The following is a 15,434-nucleotide window of genomic DNA, read 5'->3' as shown; positions in this document are numbered from 1 at the left end:
ATGGCCGCAAAGCCATGAGTCTGGTGCGCTACGGTGCCGAGCGCCTCAGAAACGCGCTGAGATGGGATCCAGACGACTTGGCCGTGCTGTTTACAGTGCGCGAGCCCAAGTGCTGAAGTCCTCTGCGAGTGGATCGTGCTGCGCACGCTCAGATTCGACGTACGCTCGCAACATGAGGTGAGTCTGTTCACTGATCACCACCACCCGTGTCATCACGCCCCCTGACCCCTTATCTGCAGCACTGATCTGACATCCAAATCCATGTCGGGACCATCCACCCATTCGCAGGCCCGTGTTCGCGCTGATGCGCAGACCTGTCTCGAGCGCGATGGCAGTCACAGCGTAGTCGCGCAAGGGCCACTGCACACGACCTGCAGCGTCAAAAATCTTGTGGGCGAGCTGCTCCCCATCTTGATCGTACGCGGTGCTCGATCGGCCACCATACAGGTCGTACCAACTGCTTGGAGGGGCATGGCCATCGGCGTCCTCACTCAGTCCACTGTGTGCCGGAGGCCTGCCCCTTCTGGACTGCAGATACTGTTGAGCGTCCGCTGCACGCGCCTCGTTGAAAAATGGATTCACGCCAGGGTAGAGGCCTAGATGCGCCATCTCGTGGTAATAGCTGCGGATCGCTGCATGTAACAATCGGGCGCTGTGCAAGCTGTCGTCCGGTCCGAGGGTCACCCGGGCAATTCCCCGGCGATCGCGGCGGATATCGACTTGCTTATATTTTCTTCGGAGCAACTGATCAAGCACGCCATGCAGCGCCTGTTGTGGTGCTTGCCAGGAAACACCGTCAGCCTCAAGGGCAGCGAACCACGGATACAGGGCCTTGGTCATTGTGGTGGCACTGCCGTCGGCTATACGGGCCCGCAAGCGCGCGTGATGGTGGGTCAACGGTTCATGCACCTGGTCGTTTTGGTCATACACCAGGACGTGCCCATCAACGTTGATCAGGCGAAATGGTGCGATGGGCCGAGCAGTGTGCTGGTGCTTACGCCGACGTTGGGGCTGTGGCATGACAAAAAACCTCCAGAGGCTGGTGTGACACACCAGGTGCCGCCTATCCCACCTCTGGACAATCTCTACCCCTACTGACAGACGGAGGCGCGACATGCCGTTGTGTAGTTGCCATTGATGTCCCAGCAAGGACGTCTTTCATTAGTGTACCTCTCCAATTCGAGGGTGCAAGTGCCTTGGTCGGTGGTTGGCTTTGCCCGCTGATGGAGCGGAGATGGCCGGATTGTTGGCTGAAGGCTTGACATGCCTGTGGGTGTGCGTATGCTCACTTTAGCTTATTAAGCTAAAACATTCCTCTTCTGACCCTGCTTCGGAGACACCATGCCCCAACTACAACGCATTGACCTGCACCACCTACGACGCTCGTGGTACGACGTCCTCACCGGAGTCACCCACGGCCAGAGCTACCTCATCACCCGCCGCGGCACACCCTTTGCTCAACTCCAGCCTCTGGAACATCACGAACAGCCGCCCCAGATCACGGTTCCTTACGACGATGCCATCAGTACAACAGTTCACCGCCTAGCCCATGAACTTACCCCTGCGACCCTGACCACCCTGCTCGGCATCACTGACGTCTTGCTCGACGCTGCCATCCAGACCGGCTACCTCCCAACGGATGTTCTCTCGCGACTCGATGCTCTCGACGATCTCATTACCCTGCTCGGCCGACAGCACTCTCTAACCCCCCACCCCTGGCTGCACCTTCCACGACGTGAACTCCAGCACCGCACTCCCCTGCAACTTCTGCAGGTGTCCTGGGCACCCGATAGTGCAGGCTTTCTTGCCATCAAGCGCCTCGCACTGCGTGACGGCATGTCAGCAGGCTCCTGAGAGTGATCACGACCTTGATCAGTGATGCTTTCTCGCCCCTGTTGAAATTCCAGGTTAGCCATACATGTTCTGGCCCATCACGGCACAGTCGCGTTGTTCAGGTTCTTGTTGATCCGTCCCTCAACACACGCCACTTCAGGAGGATGCAGATGAACCGTTTACCCATTCCGGGACCGCTCCTCAGCGCCGTGGCTGAATCGACGGGAGAGCTGTGGGTCCGCTTCGAACACCTGTGGACTTGGATCGACCTCGCTCTCTTCTGGGAGAGAATTCACCAAAATGGGCCAGTGCCCTTCAGTCAGCCGGAGGTCGACCGTTCAGGACGGTACATCCTCTGGCCCAACACGGCCCACATCCCTGCAGCGGCACTCCAGGGCGTCCCTGGCCAACTCACCTTCGCCGGACGGATCAAAGCCGCTTCCACCTCTCTCGATTCCTGGTACAGGCCGCTCGTCATCTCAGGCCGGGTATCTGCCCACTCACTTACCCTCTCCCAAGGACACGAGTACGCCAGCCTCCTGCCTCCCGGTTCCCATGACTTTGAAGCTTTTGCCCACGTTTATCCAGTCTCACCAGAGCATTTCCATCGCCGGTGGCTTGACCTGATGGACCTGTTAGGTCAGCACCTTGTCGGGGAAGATGCTGTGCGCACTTACCTGACCTCGTCCTGGCCTTACGGAGACCGCTCAGGTCGTGCTGAGCTTTCCACGCCTTTGGAAGCGATTCGCCATGGGTTCCTGGCACTCGTAGAGCGAGTAGCCCTACCCCTCCCCTCAACGTCGTCTACAGACCGCAGATGCCGGTACGTGCTCCTCGGATCATCCGTTGCCCGCCTCCTGACTGGAGATCGTCCCTGGCCGGGGGAAGGCCCGCTCTACGGCATGTTGGACGCCAGTGGCACTTCGCTGATCCTGACGCACGCCCTTTCAGCCACCCTGACTGATCCGAACGGTAGCGTGCTGGTGGGTCACTGGAAAGATGAGTTTCCTCTCCAGAATGCAGCGTCCACGCCAAGGCGCTCTCGCAAGAGCATTCGCCTGCCTGTGAAGCACGCCCTTGGCCGGCGTTACGTCTGCCTTGAGCTTCAGCACGTTGACCTTCATCCGGAGGTCGTGGTCAGGACAGCCTTTTCCTCTCAGATCAGACAAGAGCCGCTCGAAGGACCATCGCCTTAAGGGTGGACCACGAATTGACACCTCCAGGCTACTGCCTCACGTCACACCTCCCCCGGCCGATGCACACGTCCATAGCGCAGCTCAGGGTTCCCACACCGCATTGACAGGAGGTTTTATGTCCAGCCCTCCCCAGTCCCCGATCCTCACCCTGAATGTCACCGCCAGCACCCCCACTTCAGTCCGCCGGCACATTCGGTCACTCCTGACCACTCGCTGTGGGCCCTGCCACGTCGTGTTTGGCCCCAATGAAGGCAATCACATCACCTACCACCTGCAGGGATCATGGCCCATCTCTGCCACTCAAGTCCATATGCATCTGGTGGCCGTCATTATGCTGGTCGCGGCCCGCTGTCCACCCGCGACAACTTCTGACAACAGACTCTTCAGGAGTCGTCTCTCAGAATTCCGGATCACCCGGCCATGACAACTCAGGGTTCGTTCTCGCCGCCCAATCTTCCTGATGTGCCGCTTGCTCTGACGGAGGTGCTGGTTGAACCCGGCGGTTACCAGCTGTGGGCAAGTTTCAGCAACCATCAGACGCACCGGGTTGACCTCCGGGCGCTGTTGGACCTCACCCCGTATCAATCGCTCCGCCTCGACACCCTATTTGCTCGGGTTCAGGTCAGCGCGGATGGAAGCCGCCTGATCTGGCCGGGCGGCGCCTGCATTGCTGGCCCAGCATTCCTCCAAACGGGCTCTGACCGACTTCCCATCCAAACGTTGGCGGTTGTTCCCGCTTTGCACCGATACCGCCCCTTGCTTCCCTACCTGCAGTACCAGCAGCCGCACACCTACCTGCGGGCAACGCCCATCGAGCCGGTGACCGTCCAGCGCCTGCTTCAACTGCGGACGGGCGAGCTCAACCAGATTCTGCGGAGTGTTCCTGTGCCTCCTGAGCCTCTGCTCAATCGGTTATACGATCTGGGCACGTTCCTGACGGGTCACTTTGCGCACGACCACCTCTCGACCCTGATGCGCCGGCCCTGGCGCTATGCAGAGCAACAGTACCCACATCACTCGTTTCTCCATACGATGGTGGGATGCCTTCAACATGGGCGTCCCGACCTGATTGAGCGGCCCTGCATGCTCATCGCCACTGGGGAGTAGCCGGCGAAGGTTGCTTTACAGATCTGCCCTTGCTGGGATTTCCTGCTCAGTGACGGCTGAATGCAGGGCGTGATACGCCGCTGGCAACGGTTCGTCCCGCTCGGCTGTCAGGCGCTCGTACCAGCCTCACCCTAGGCCAGGCAAATCCAGACACCTCTCCCGCCAGTGCGGCAATCTCTGCCGCATGGCGGTCAAGTTCACTCCCAAATGTCAAAAGGATTTCACGGGTTGGTTGGGTATGGTGAAGGGTGGGAGCAAATTTCACCGCCGCCAACACCTTTAAGGTGGTGGCCAGACACGTTTCGAACGCCTGCCGGTTTCGCAGTTGAAGATCAGGAGGGAAAGGCGCAGCCGTCATCATCTGCAGCATCGCGTCAGAGGAGATGAGGAGCAAGCGAGCAGCATACGGGCCATAGCAACGTCCGAGCTCGCTCAGCCCTCTCGCAACACCTCGGCCCACCAGGGCCGTTCCGGATGCGTAATTGATGGCCTGCTGCAAGCCCTGGCCCGGACTCAGGTAGGCCGACTTGGCTTCCACCACCGCGATGGGAAAGTCCCGCCTGCTGTAGAGCAGGTAATCCACCCGCTTCTGCTTGCCGCGCCGAGCGTTCCGCCCCTGTACGAGGATGCGGCCATCGGTGAAGGTCTTCTGTTCGCGGATCAACTCGTCGGTCCACCCAGCGCGGTAGAGGTTGGGCAATACGTACTGGCGGCAGGTATCGGCTTCAGTGATCAACGTGATCCTCCGGTGCAAGTCTACGAAAAGAAAGCTGACCGGCAACGCACATTGGCAGGGCGTGAGGAAGGATCAAAATAGCTTTACGGGTCGCCCGTTTCTTCGGCTGAAGGGCGCGCCGCTCGCGCTCGGCGCTTGTCTTCTTGAGTTTGGTCGTTTTCCCGGCTTTGGTGCGATTGCGGCCCAATGCCCGTGCTGTTCTGACCAGCGATCCCGCGACCATGTGCATGTCTGGGTCCATCAGAACCATCCGCAACCTCTACCGTCAGTATCGCTACCTTTGAGTCTCGTGTATCGCTACCTTTGAGTTAAACCCACGGTATCTGTAGTACCAGACACACTACAGCGACTATCGCTATCTTTGAGTCAAGCAGCGAAAATTTGGCTTTCCAGACACGCTACCTTTGAGTCAAGAAGGTCAAGAGGGTGTCGCTACCTTTGAGTTTCTGAAGACAAAAATCCACGCTACCTTTGAGTCATCGTCACGCTACCTTTGAGTCAAAATACCCTAAAAGGCACGCTACCTTTGAGTCAAATTGGGCAAAATCCACGCTACCTTTGAGTCAAATAAACTCGAAAACCCGCACTGAGCGCGGATCGGCGTGTACGCTTGATGATGCAATCAATATCTTTTATATCTTTAAAGATCACTATAATCATCAATCATGCATCAAGCCAACGAAGCGTTGATCAACGAACTCACCCTGGCTCGTTCCGGCGTATTCAGCATCCTCAACCGGGAGGGTGGGGATGACTTGAGTTGGGAAACCACATTTCGCATCGGCGACCGCGATTTTTTCGTTCAGGGAATGGCCGCCCGTGGCCGGCCCCATGGGGTGGATCCGGACGTTTTGCTTGCCCTGCAAACACTGTTTTTCGATACAGGCTGTCCTGACGACGACACCGTGGAGTGTACAGCCTATGCGCTCCTCAAACTCACCCCCATGGGCACCCGTGGCAACGCTTACAGCAGGCTGCGCGATAGCCTGCTGCGCTTGGAGGGCGTGAGCTGGTTGACGCGTGTTTCACGGCAATCTGGGGGACGTTTCCGTGGCACCACCGAGACAACCCGCCTCATTGACCGGATCTCAGTTCGAGATACCAGCCTGAGCTCCAGCGGAGAGGACGGTGCCATTGAGTCAGGTGCGCCGCTCCGTGTAACATTTTCCCGGCATTTTGCACAGTCGATCCGCGAGGGGTTCTACCAAATTCTGGATGCGGAACTGTTGGGCGACCTCAAGCAGCCCACAGCGCGGAGTCTCTACCGGATCTTGCACGCCCACCGGGTCGGGGATGACGGTTCGCTGGCACGTGAATTGCCCGTCATCATGGCCGCCTGGCGAGAAGCAACGGGACTGAGTGGTCAGCGTCCCAATAACGTCAGGCGCACCCTCGACGGTGCTCACGCCCACCTGATCGCGGCAAAATACCTGCGCGGTGTGGCCTATGAGGGCTCCGGCGAAGCGACACGCATTACGTATGCCTTTGAAGGCGAAGTCGATCCTGAGCTGGTGCAGCTGCTCCTCGACATGAAAGTGACGCGTCCCGTGGCCGAGAGCCTCGTTACTGAACATGCAGAGCGGATTCAGGAGGCAGTCAGGACAGTGCGGATGCGGATGGCAGAGGGCTTCAAGCCCCGCTCGTTGGGGGCAACGATGGTGGACGCCGTCCGGAACCCTGAGAAGTACGCCTCGGTACCCACTCCCCCGCCAGGCTACAGAGTAGCCCGGCATCAGACCGCCAAACCCGTTCCCGAGCCGCAGCAGCCGTTGCTACCGCTGACCCAGGAAGAATCGCTGAGCATGGTCAGGAGCATCCTCAAAATCAAACTGGGCCGTGTGCCTGATAACGAGGTACTGAAAAAACTCGGAGGTCTCTCGCCAGAAGTGGTGGACCGGCTGGCTGCAGCGGCGAGAGGCCAGGAAGATCTCATTGCAGCTGTCGAGGCTGTTACGGGTAAGGTGCCGTAGCAATCCTGTGCACCGGAAGTTGGTATGCGTCCCGGCACGCCGAGAGAGTTACCAGCCGGCCATGCGCCGCCGGAGCCCTTCGTCGCTCCACTTGGCGTAGATCCGGGCGGTCTCAAGCACGGCGTGCCCCAGGTGACGGGCGACATCGTCGAGCGAGGCCCCTTCCCGTGTCAGACGCGTGCCGGCGTAGTGTCTGAGCGCATGGTAGCCGCGGTAAGGCACTGCTGCTCGTATACACAGGCGCTGCAGGCGCTCGACCGCGGCCGGGTAGCTTCCGCCGATCACTGCGCCTTCCGAGCGCAGCCCTTCCAGAGTTCGAAGCAAGGTCTTTCCGAGCACGACCCGGCGTGCCTTGCCCCCTTTGCCTGATCGGACGAGCAACTCACCCGCGGCCAGCTGAACATCGCTCCATTCCAGCGCCAGTGCCTCGCTGATCCGCAGCCCGCCGTGGGCGCACAGCAGCAGCAGCGCTTTCATGCGGGCATCTGCCTTCGTGAGCAGGGCCGTGATCTCTTCTTCCCGGTACGGCGAGCGCTTGTCCCAGGCGGCCGTCTTGTCACGTACGGGTTTGACATCCGCAAAGGGAGAGACCTGCGTGGCTTGTGTCCAGCGCAGTGCCGAGTAGAACAGCCGGACTCCGGCGAGCTGCACGCGGGTGCTGGCCGGGCTGAGGCCACTCGACTCCACGGTGCGAATGAACCGCACGCCCGCCCCACTGCCGGGTGAGAGCAGGTTGAAGGCCTGGTCGCCGGCATAGGTCAGGAAGCGGTCAATGGCCCAGCGGTACGCCTTGAGGGTCCGGGGACTGACAGCGGTGCCGCTCGCGCCGTTCAGGACCAGGTAGGCCTCGGTCAGACGCCAGAGGGCTTCTTTGTCGTTGTCGCGGGCGGCGACCACGGCGCGGCGTCTCCTCTCCCCTGCCGCGAGGTCGTTCCAGTTCCGGGCCCGGTCGAGCGCGTTGACTCGGTAGACGTCGAGGGTGAGGGTCATAGCCCCATAGATAACACAGATTAACTATGGTATGGGTGAATTCGACCCAGGCTGAGCCGTCTGCCTTCCTTAGGACGGATAGTCTGAGGGAGACAGGGAGACGGACACCACGCAGCGTGGGATCGCCTGAGTCCCAGTCGTATCCGCCCAAAGTGCGCAGCTGCACCTAGGGTTTCCGGCAGACCGAAGCAAAGATCCTGTGTTCATTGCGTGGACCTGAGGGCCGCCGCGTCACCAGTGGACGCTTCAGCTGAAGGCTGACCTGGCTGCTCGTCGGGAGGCAAAGCGACGATGAACCTGATCGAGCGGCTGGACAGAGGTCAGTATCAAGGGTTCTGGTGAGTTGTTCGCGACAAGGGGAGGGGTCTTTGGATCAACCCTTGAAGGAAAGAGGGCTACCCCTCTAGGGCTATAGCCTTATAGCATAGAGGACTACCCCCATAGCTCCATAGTGGGGTATTCTTTTCACATGAAGCCGAAGATCATTGCTGTAGCCGGATCAAAAGGGGGCGGGGGCAAGTCGACGATCGCCGTCAACCTCGCAGGTGCGCTGGCCATGCGAGGCCCGACTGTCATCAGCGACGAGGACGAAACCATCCGGACCACCCAGGACTGGCTGACTGGAAGCGAGATTCCTGTGACCCTGCTTCCGCCAGGTGGGGAACCGCCCGCGGGAACGGCTTACTGGGTGATGGACATCGAGGGCCGCCCAGCGATCGCAGACGTGGCGGCGCTTTCGAAGATCGCGACGGTCCTGATCCCGACCGCCCCGAACGCTGGAGAGATGATGCCGATGGCCCGGATGTGGAACGAGCTGGAGAAGGCCGGGGCCGAGATGGCCAACCTCCGGGTCGTCGTGACGAAAGCGCCGCCGGTGGGCAGTGTGGGGCAGGTCGCTCGCGACCAGCTGCGGGAGATGGGACTCCGGGTCTGCACGGCGGTGGTGCGGCGCTACACGGCGCACGAGCGGGCGCTTCAGGATCAGGTGCTGGTCCGCGACATTACAGGCGGGGAGAACGCCTGGGCCGACATCCTGGCGCTCGGCTTCGAGGTGTGCTGATGACGAAGAACAGCCGGCTCTTCGACCGGGTTAAGCAGGTCACTCAGGAAGCTACCCCTCTAGAACCCGAGGTATCTACCCCCCTAGATATCGACCCCCCTAGCCTCCTACAGGCCGAGTCCTCTATTCCCGTCGATCCGGTAGTCCAACTCAATATTGAGATCCGAAAGAGTGTTCGGCAGAAGCTCCGGGCCCGTGCCCTTACTGAGGATACGGATGCCGCGAAGATCGTCCGCCGGCTGATCGAGGAATATCTAGGGGGGTAGATATCTACCCCCCTAGAGCACTACCTAATTGAAAACTGGGAGACGGCATATGAAATATGCCGTCTGGCTGCAAACATGAGGGTGAAGAGCCAGCATGCCGCAAGCTGGCCAAGTCGTTATAGGGCCAGAGAAGGCGATTGAAAATGAGTGAGCCGGGTGGACCCACCCGGCTCACTCCAGAGCGATATTTTCAAAGAGGGTGCCTCTGGGGCGCTGGCGGACATTCTGAAGCATCTCCGGGAAGAGGTGCACCTGGCCGCGGCGCTCCTGCCGCAGGACGTGCTCGATGTGGGCATGGAAGCGCTGGCTGGACAGCACCAGTAGGTTCTCATGAGCATTGTTGGTGGAGTCGCCGTCGAGATGGTGCACAACCTCGCCGGGCAGCAACGGCCGGCCCAGCAGCACGGAAGCGGCGCGGCGGTGGGCCAGATCCATTTTGCCGGTCTGCTTGTTTCTGAGTTTCAGGTATTTCTTGCGTTTACGCATCGACGCACTCCGATAGGGGAGAAGAGGCACATCAAGTGTAGATCCCCCCTACCTTACGGGGTTCAAACCACGCTACCCCATAGGGTGTCACAACTGCTTCAGCCCAAGGTCGGCAAAGACATCCAATACCCGTTGTCCTAAGCTGGACTTTGGCCATTGACAGGGGGAGCAGCATGGTGCTCCCCCTGTCAAACTTGAGCATGACACTGCTTCCGAAGTGGTTCGCTGGGGTCCTGCAAGGATTTGCACCGCTGTTCTCGGCACGACTCTGGCCGCAGGTGCAACTCCTGGTGGTGGGTGCGCTGCTCTCTCCAGGAAAACGGACGGTGACTGCGGCGTTGCGGGTGCTCGGCTTGGCCGACGATCCAAGGTTCGGGACGTTTCACCGCCTCTTGAGTCGAGCGCATTGGTCCAGTCTCCAAGCCAGTCGCGTGCTGCTCGGTTTGCTCCTGACCGCCTTCGTGCCTTCAGGACCGCTGGTCCTCGGCCTAGACGATACGATTGAACGACGCACTGGCGCGAAGATCAGCGCAAAAGGCATCTACCGAGATCCTGTGCGGTCCAGCCACGGGCACTTCGTGAAAGCCAGCGGTCTCCGCTGGCTGAGCCTGATGCTGCTCACGCCCATCCCCTGGGCCCATCGCGTCTGGGCGTGTCCGTTCCTAACAGCGTTGGTACCGTCACAGCGGTACAACGAGCAACGCGGTCGCCGACACAAGACCTTGACCGATTGGGCGCGGCAGATGCTGTGCGTGGTGCAGCGGTGGTGTCCAGGACGGGAGCTGATCGTGGTGGCAGACAGTGCATACGCGGTCATCCAGTGGCTCTCCGACCTCCAGCAGGGCCATCCGATCACCGTCATCACCAGACTTCGCCTGGATGCCGCGCTTTACGACGCAGCACCCGAACGAGCGGCCGGCCAGATGGGCCGACCCCGGCTGAAAGGCGACCGCCTCCCGACCCTGGCGTCCCTGATCCACGATCCAGAGACGCACTGGGAGCACGTGCGCTTGAACCGCTGGTACGGAGAGACTAACCGGGAAGTCGAGATCGTCTCACAGACCGCGGTCTGGTATCACAACGGTCTCCCGCCCCTTGCGCTTCGATGGGTCTTGGTCCGTGATCCCAAGGGCAAATTCTCCACCCAAGCCTTGCTGTGTACGGACGTTCTCCAGACCCCGCTGCGGATCCTCGAGTATTTCGTGCAGCGGTGGCAACTCGAGGTCACCTTTGAAGAGGTTCGGGCACACCTGGGCGTGGAAACACAGCGGCAATGGACTGATCTGGCCATTGCGAGAACAACCCCAGCGTTGCTGGGGCTGTTCTCACTCGTCACCCTGATGGCCCACGAACGCTGGCAGGGCCATGCACCTTGGGTTCGTCGTGCCGCCTGGTACGACAAAACCCTGCCGACCTTCGTCGATGCGCTCGCCGAGGTTCGGCGAGCCTTATGGAAGGTGCCGACTTTTCGCACATCCGCGCCAGGACGCGAGATGGTTCAAGTCCCGCTCGATTTTATCGAGCGCCTTGCAGACGCACTTTGCTACGCTGCCTGACGCTCCTCAATGGCTAAAGTCGAGCTAAGAGCCTATCCGGAAGGTTTTCTGATGGGCGCGAGAGGGGCGAGTTTGCGCCAGATGATAAGACAAGCGGTCAACTCGACAAAGCCCAAATACAGGTCTTGACGTTTCTCCCAGCGGGTCTGGATGCGCCGAAATCGGTTAAACCAACTGTGGCCGACTTCGACGACCCACCGCCGCGCCGGATGACGTTCAGGATCGGCAGGCGCAGGGATGGGGTGTTCTCTTGTTGCTTTCTTCGGGATGTGCGCGATCAGGCCTTCGTCAACAGCCAGTTGACGACACGCAGATGTGTCGTACCCACGGTCCAACAGCAGATGTCGCTGTTCCTGCTCTTCAAGAGCAGGAACAGCGACCACAACGGCATCGAGGACATCCATCAGCATCTTGCTGTCGTGACGATTTGCTCCGCAGAGCACGACAGAGAGCGGAATGCCTCTGGCCTCGGTCAGCAGGGTGCGTTTGCACCCTGCTTTGCCTCGGTCAGTGGGATTGCTGCCTGTGGCTTCCGACGCGCCAGCGCCCCCCTTTTGCTCAATGGGGCTTTGACCATGCTTGCGTCTGCGGCCTGCCATGCCCAGTCGATCCCCACTTCCTGGTCATACTCTTCGAGCACGATGGCCCACGCCGCTCGGAGACAGCCGTGCTCTACCCAGGCACAGAATCGTTCGTGCACGGTGGATTTTGGACCGTAACGGCGAGGAAGTTGACTCCACTGACTTCCTGTTCGGGCCAGCCAGATCAGTCCGTTGAAGATCGAGCGAGCGTCCCGTGCGGGACGCCCGCTCTTTTTCCTCGGCTTATCGATCACCAGAACGGGAACCAGGCGAAGCCACAGTGCATCCGATACCTCCCAGAGCGTGTTCTGGTCGTTAATTTGGTCTTGATGGGCTTGTGTCGTCACTGGACTTCACTACACCATATTTTCCGGATAGGCTCTTAACCACTGCTCTGCATCACAGGTGTAAGTCCACTTCAGGGTGGTCCAGTATTTGCTGTGCCGCGTCACGCACCTGAGTTCTCAACCAACGGTTGGCTGCGTCGCCCTCCGTACGGGCGTGCCAGATGACCACTACTGGCAAGGGAGCGATATGAAGCGGTAATGGACGTGTCTCCAGACCAAAGGCCTCCAGTGTTCCCACCATCATCCGTGCCGGCACGCTGATCAGCAGGTCGCTCTCTGCAGCAAGCCGGGTGGCGACAGAGGCGGTCGGGACAGCGACGACAACCTCGCGACTCAATCCCTGCTCTTCCAGGGCCGCGTCCACGGGGCCGTGCAGCCGGCCGCGACGAGAGACGCTAACGTGCCGCGCCGCTGCGTATCGCTCGGTGGTCAGTGTGCCAGTCAGCAGCGGGTGGAGCCGCCGAAGGGCCACGACGAAGTGATCTTGTCCGACAACTTCATGCAACAGGTCTGGAGCCGATGAAGGTGCCGACCCCAACGCAAGGTCCGTATTGCCGCGGCGCAGGTCCTGTACCTCCTCTTCTGTCCGGCCCTGGGTCTCACCCAAAAAGCGTAGACGCACACCGGGGGCCTGCCGCGTCACTGAGCCCATCAGGAGTGGGACCAGAGCTTCCAGTAACGCGTCATGCCCACGCAGGGTAAAAGTTCGCTGAAGCTCCGCGACATTTAGCACCTCTGGCGGCTGTAGTAACGCCTTCGCCTGCTGTACGGTGGCGTGCACCTGTTCTCGGATGCTCAGGGCATAGGGGGTGGGCGTCATGAAGCGGCCGCTGCGGACCAGGACGGCGTCGCCCGTCACCCGTCGGATTCGTCCCAGCGTGCGACTCATGGCCGGTTCGGAGAGGTTGAGCCGGAAGGCCGCGCCGCCGACACTTTCCTCCTCCAGAAGCACGTCCAGCGCGCTCAACAAATTCAAATCCAGTTGCATGAAAGTAAATATACTTCTGCGCCAGTTGCATTTGTAGTCAAGTGACGTGAGGCGTAAGGTCGGTGTCAGGAGGCCTACATATGACAACCCAATCCGATCAACCGTTGCTTAAGCCGGTGGTAAATGCACTACGCGAGGGCGGCGGTGTACTGCGCTCACGCTTCGACCCATCGCGCCGCCCCCCCACAACACTGGACGCAGTGGTGGCAGCCATTGACGCCAATGATGAAGCGGTGCTGATGACACTGCGTCCGCAGTTGGAGGGCCTTCGTCCACAGGCACGCTGGGCGGAAGACGAACTGGAGAGCGGTCCCCTTCCAGACGGCGAGTGGTGGGTGGTGGATCCTGCCGAGGGCAACATCAACCACGTGCAGGGCCTCTCCGAGTGGGGCCTGACTGCCACGCTAGTGCGTGACAATCAGCCAGTGCTGACTGCCGCCTACCTGCCCTTGCAGGATCAGCTGTTCACTGCGGTGCGGGGTGGCGGGACTCGCCTGAATGGAGAGCCGATCCACGTCTCTGGGAAGAACGAGTTGCGAGCGGCCATCGTCGGTACTGGACAGGCCCGGCCCGGCGAGGACCCACGTGACCTGTATCGCCTGGGTCTGTCGGTGCCTGCCATGCTGGCGCGCGCCCTGGTGCTGCGAGTGTCAGTCCCGGTGACCATCCCTCTGTTGAATGTCGCCGCAGGGCAGATGGACGCTTTCTGGCAGTTCAGCGCGGTGCGCAGCGGGCTGGTGTCGGGCGCACTGCTGGTACAGGAAGCGGGCGGACGCGTTACAAATATGCTGGGCCAGCCGTGGAGTGTACAGAGTCAAACGTTTGTGGCCTCAGCCCCAGGTATCCATGAAGAGTTGCTGGACGTGCTCGCGCCTATCGAAGGAGCAGGGGCATGACCACAAATGCGCCACTGACCGTCAGCGTCCTGGGGACAGGCCGCGTCGGCAGCCATATCGCGGCAGTCCTGGCACAACGGGGACACACCGTCACACTGGGCAGTCGCTCGCCCGAACAGGCCAACGTCGGCTGGACCGGCCCCGCCGTACCAGTTCTCTCTCTCGAAGAGGCGGCGGGCGCGGCCCCGCTAGTCGTGAACGCCCTGCCGGGAGATCAGGCCTTGTCGGTACTGAGCAGCCTGGAAGCGGCGCTCTCCGGACGGGTGCTGCTGGACGTCGCTAACGCCACCATCCGGACCGAGAGCAGTATGGAGCTGCTCTACCCCGGGAGTAGTCTCGCTGAACAACTCCAGAAGGCGCTACCGAAGACGCGGGTGGTGAAGTCGCTGAATACCATGATGTACCTTGTGATGTCCGATCCCCTGGGCCAGGCCACACCGCCTACCGCGTTTCTCGCTGGGAACGACGAAGACGCCAAGCAGATGGTACGGACTCTGCTGCGTGCCCTGGGCTGGCCACCGGAATGGCAACTTGACCTGGGTGATGTGACCGCGGCGCGCGGCACGGAGGCGCTGTTCCTGCTGATCCCGTCCCTGATACGTACGCTCGGCTTCGCACCCTTCAGCGTCAGCGTCACCCAGTCCAAACTGAACTCCAGCCATTGACGCGTCGTGGACTCAAGACCTGTTGCGCAGTAGTGTTTGCGCCGAAGTGAGAAGTGAGAAGAGGCAATCAGAAGCGATCGTTCCAGACATGGTTAACTGTCGCTGCAGGGGTGGCCTGAAGTTCAGGCCACCCTTGCCCTCCGTTTGCCGTAGGACAAGTGAAGGCAACACAACCGTCCAAGGCTCACCTGGCCTGGCAACACGCCATTCATCCGGCAGTCTGAAGTTCAGCCCGCTGCTGGGTGGATTTGCTCTGCTCAACGTTAAGTTGCCAGAACCGGTGTTCAGCTGGGGCCCGCACTTCCCATTGCGCTGCGGGCGCTGGATACTGACTTCTATGGCTGTTCTTGCTTTGAGCCAGCCCATGAGTCAGCCGGGATGATGCGCCGTGCAGTTTGACTTCTCCCTGGCTGAGCTTGAGCGCTACCAACCTGCCGAGGCGGCACCCGCTGACTTCGGCGCGTTCTGGGACGCCACGCTCGAGGAGACCCGCGCCTTTCCCCTGAATGCGCATTTCGAACCGGTTCAGACCTTGCTGCGTTCAGTTGCCGTCTACGACTTAAGCTTCTCCGGCTACGCAGGGACGACCATTCGCGGTTGGCGGCTGCTCCCTGCGGGCACACGAGCGCCGCTGCCCTGCGTGGTGGAATACCTCGGCTACGGCGGAGGCCGGGGACTGCCGACCGACTGGTTGCTGTGGCCGTCGGCGGGCTACGCCTGTGTGGTCATGGATACCCGCGGTCAGGGCAGCGCGTGG

General features: G+C 60.7%; 16 protein-coding genes and 1 pseudogene. 9 read left to right on the top strand and 8 right to left on the bottom strand.

What is annotated here, in order from left to right; translation table 11 throughout:
* Window positions 1-90: 90 nt before the first annotated feature.
* Window positions 91-840 (bottom strand): site-specific integrase, encoded by a 750-nt coding sequence (locus GUI70_RS21405; protein WP_161884314.1) that lies wholly within the window; start codon window positions 838-840, stop codon window positions 91-93.
* 501 nt (window positions 841-1,341) lie between these two features.
* Between GUI70_RS21405 and GUI70_RS21400 the strand changes: the two genes are divergently transcribed.
* Both GUI70_RS21400 and GUI70_RS21395 read left to right on the top strand, forming a co-directional pair.
* Window positions 1,342-1,854, top strand: coding sequence for a type II toxin-antitoxin system Phd/YefM family antitoxin (locus GUI70_RS21400; RefSeq protein ID WP_161884313.1), 513 nt, complete (start codon window positions 1,342-1,344; stop codon window positions 1,852-1,854).
* Window positions 1,855-3,449: 1,595 nt separating this feature from the next.
* The gene (locus GUI70_RS21395; protein ID WP_161884312.1) at window positions 3,450-4,136 is read left to right on the top strand and encodes a DUF2442 domain-containing protein; all 687 of its coding nucleotides are present in this window, start codon (window positions 3,450-3,452) and stop codon (window positions 4,134-4,136) included.
* 472 nt (window positions 4,137-4,608) lie between these two features.
* On the opposite strand, the pseudogene GUI70_RS25315 reads toward GUI70_RS21395, so the two are convergent.
* A pseudogene (locus tag GUI70_RS25315) lies at window positions 4,609-4,872 on the bottom strand (type I restriction endonuclease subunit R); the annotation flags it as partial.
* On the bottom strand, window positions 4,862-5,122 hold the full coding sequence (locus GUI70_RS21380; protein ID WP_161884311.1) for a hypothetical protein: 261 nt from the start codon (window positions 5,120-5,122) through the stop codon (window positions 4,862-4,864). The gene GUI70_RS21380 and the pseudogene GUI70_RS25315, both read right to left, overlap by 11 nt.
* 415 nt (window positions 5,123-5,537) lie before the next feature.
* Here GUI70_RS21380 and GUI70_RS21375 point away from each other — a divergent pair, with 415 nt between their 5' ends.
* Complete coding sequence (locus GUI70_RS21375; RefSeq protein WP_161884310.1) at window positions 5,538-6,842, top strand: replication initiator protein A; 1,305 nt, start codon at window positions 5,538-5,540, stop codon at window positions 6,840-6,842.
* Window positions 6,843-6,890: 48 nt separating this feature from the next.
* Here GUI70_RS21375 and GUI70_RS21370 read toward each other — a convergent pair whose 3' ends face one another.
* Complete coding sequence (locus GUI70_RS21370; protein WP_161884309.1) at window positions 6,891-7,832, bottom strand: tyrosine-type recombinase/integrase; 942 nt, start codon at window positions 7,830-7,832, stop codon at window positions 6,891-6,893.
* Window positions 7,833-8,301: 469 nt separating this feature from the next.
* Between GUI70_RS21370 and GUI70_RS21365 the strand changes: the two genes are divergently transcribed.
* Both GUI70_RS21365 and GUI70_RS21360 read left to right on the top strand, forming a co-directional pair.
* The gene (locus tag GUI70_RS21365; RefSeq protein ID WP_161884308.1) at window positions 8,302-8,892 is read left to right on the top strand and encodes a nucleotide-binding protein; all 591 of its coding nucleotides are present in this window, start codon (window positions 8,302-8,304) and stop codon (window positions 8,890-8,892) included.
* On the top strand, window positions 8,892-9,158 hold the full coding sequence (locus tag GUI70_RS21360; RefSeq protein WP_161884307.1) for a hypothetical protein: 267 nt from the start codon (window positions 8,892-8,894) through the stop codon (window positions 9,156-9,158). Before GUI70_RS21365 ends, GUI70_RS21360 begins: the two co-directional genes overlap by 1 nt.
* A 171-nt stretch (window positions 9,159-9,329) precedes the next feature.
* Here the strand turns inward: GUI70_RS21360 and GUI70_RS21355 are convergent, their stop codons facing one another.
* On the bottom strand, window positions 9,330-9,644 hold the full coding sequence (locus tag GUI70_RS21355) for an HNH endonuclease (RefSeq protein ID WP_161884315.1): 315 nt from the start codon (window positions 9,642-9,644) through the stop codon (window positions 9,330-9,332).
* A 200-nt stretch (window positions 9,645-9,844) separates the two neighbouring features.
* Between GUI70_RS21355 and GUI70_RS21350 the strand changes: the two genes are divergently transcribed.
* Entirely contained in the window at window positions 9,845-11,200 is a 1,356-nt protein-coding gene (locus GUI70_RS21350; protein ID WP_237725095.1) for an IS701 family transposase, read from the top strand.
* 32 nt (window positions 11,201-11,232) lie between these two features.
* On the opposite strand, the gene GUI70_RS26095 is transcribed toward GUI70_RS21350, so the two are convergent.
* From GUI70_RS26095 to GUI70_RS21340, 3 genes are read right to left on the bottom strand one after another with little or no spacing between them, the layout of a single operon-like run.
* Window positions 11,233-11,763 (bottom strand): IS5 family transposase, encoded by a 531-nt coding sequence (locus GUI70_RS26095; protein ID WP_438503507.1) that lies wholly within the window; start codon window positions 11,761-11,763, stop codon window positions 11,233-11,235.
* The gene (locus tag GUI70_RS26090; protein WP_438503506.1) at window positions 11,673-12,128 is read right to left on the bottom strand and encodes a transposase; all 456 of its coding nucleotides are present in this window, start codon (window positions 12,126-12,128) and stop codon (window positions 11,673-11,675) included. The genes GUI70_RS26095 and GUI70_RS26090 overlap by 91 nt, the downstream gene beginning before the upstream one ends.
* 52 nt (window positions 12,129-12,180) lie before the next feature.
* Window positions 12,181-13,116, bottom strand: a complete 936-nt coding sequence (locus tag GUI70_RS21340) for a LysR family transcriptional regulator (RefSeq protein WP_161884305.1) — start codon at window positions 13,114-13,116, stop codon at window positions 12,181-12,183.
* 80 nt (window positions 13,117-13,196) lie between these two features.
* Between GUI70_RS21340 and GUI70_RS21335 the strand changes: the two genes are divergently transcribed.
* The 3 genes from GUI70_RS21335 to GUI70_RS21325 all read left to right on the top strand — a co-directional run.
* Window positions 13,197-14,012: an inositol monophosphatase family protein gene (locus GUI70_RS21335; RefSeq protein WP_161884304.1), complete on the top strand. Its 816-nt coding sequence runs from the start codon at window positions 13,197-13,199 to the stop codon at window positions 14,010-14,012.
* Window positions 14,009-14,677: an NADPH-dependent F420 reductase gene (locus tag GUI70_RS21330; protein ID WP_161884303.1), complete on the top strand. Its 669-nt coding sequence runs from the start codon at window positions 14,009-14,011 to the stop codon at window positions 14,675-14,677. The genes GUI70_RS21335 and GUI70_RS21330 overlap by 4 nt, the downstream gene beginning before the upstream one ends.
* A gap of 388 nt (window positions 14,678-15,065) precedes the next feature.
* On the top strand, window positions 15,066-15,434 hold a 369-nt coding region (locus GUI70_RS21325; protein ID WP_161884302.1), incomplete at its 3' end, for an acetylxylan esterase.

The sequence above is a fragment of the Deinococcus alpinitundrae genome, assembly GCF_009982895.1.
GTDB classification, from domain to species: Bacteria; Deinococcota; Deinococci; order Deinococcales; family Deinococcaceae; genus Deinococcus; species Deinococcus alpinitundrae.
Note: the sequence above shows the minus strand (reverse complement) of the source record. Positions and strands in the feature narration are given on the sequence as shown.

Bases quoted from the DNA above. Each gene is read 5' to 3' on its own strand.
- GUI70_RS21380 (WP_161884311.1), bottom strand. From the start codon at position 5,122: ATGGTTCTGATGGACCCAGACATGCACATGGTCGCGGGATCGCTGGTC.
- GUI70_RS21335 (WP_161884304.1), top strand. From the start codon at position 13,197: ATGACAACCCAATCCGATCAACCGTTGCTTAAGCCGGTGGTAAATGCA.
- GUI70_RS21395 (WP_161884312.1), top strand. From the start codon at position 3,450: ATGACAACTCAGGGTTCGTTCTCGCCGCCCAATCTTCCTGATGTGCCG.
- GUI70_RS21360 (WP_161884307.1), top strand. From the start codon at position 8,892: ATGACGAAGAACAGCCGGCTCTTCGACCGGGTTAAGCAGGTCACTCAG.
- GUI70_RS21340 (WP_161884305.1), bottom strand. From the start codon at position 13,116: ATGCAACTGGATTTGAATTTGTTGAGCGCGCTGGACGTGCTTCTGGAG.
- GUI70_RS21405 (WP_161884314.1), bottom strand. From the start codon at position 840: ATGACCAAGGCCCTGTATCCGTGGTTCGCTGCCCTTGAGGCTGACGGT.
- GUI70_RS21400 (WP_161884313.1), top strand. From the start codon at position 1,342: ATGCCCCAACTACAACGCATTGACCTGCACCACCTACGACGCTCGTGG.
- GUI70_RS21370 (WP_161884309.1), bottom strand. From the start codon at position 7,832: ATGACCCTCACCCTCGACGTCTACCGAGTCAACGCGCTCGACCGGGCC.
- GUI70_RS21350 (WP_237725095.1), top strand. From the start codon at position 9,845: ATGACACTGCTTCCGAAGTGGTTCGCTGGGGTCCTGCAAGGATTTGCA.
- GUI70_RS21375 (WP_161884310.1), top strand. From the start codon at position 5,538: ATGCATCAAGCCAACGAAGCGTTGATCAACGAACTCACCCTGGCTCGT.
- GUI70_RS21330 (WP_161884303.1), top strand. From the start codon at position 14,009: ATGACCACAAATGCGCCACTGACCGTCAGCGTCCTGGGGACAGGCCGC.
- GUI70_RS21355 (WP_161884315.1), bottom strand. From the start codon at position 9,644: ATGCGTAAACGCAAGAAATACCTGAAACTCAGAAACAAGCAGACCGGC.
- GUI70_RS21365 (WP_161884308.1), top strand. From the start codon at position 8,302: ATGAAGCCGAAGATCATTGCTGTAGCCGGATCAAAAGGGGGCGGGGGC.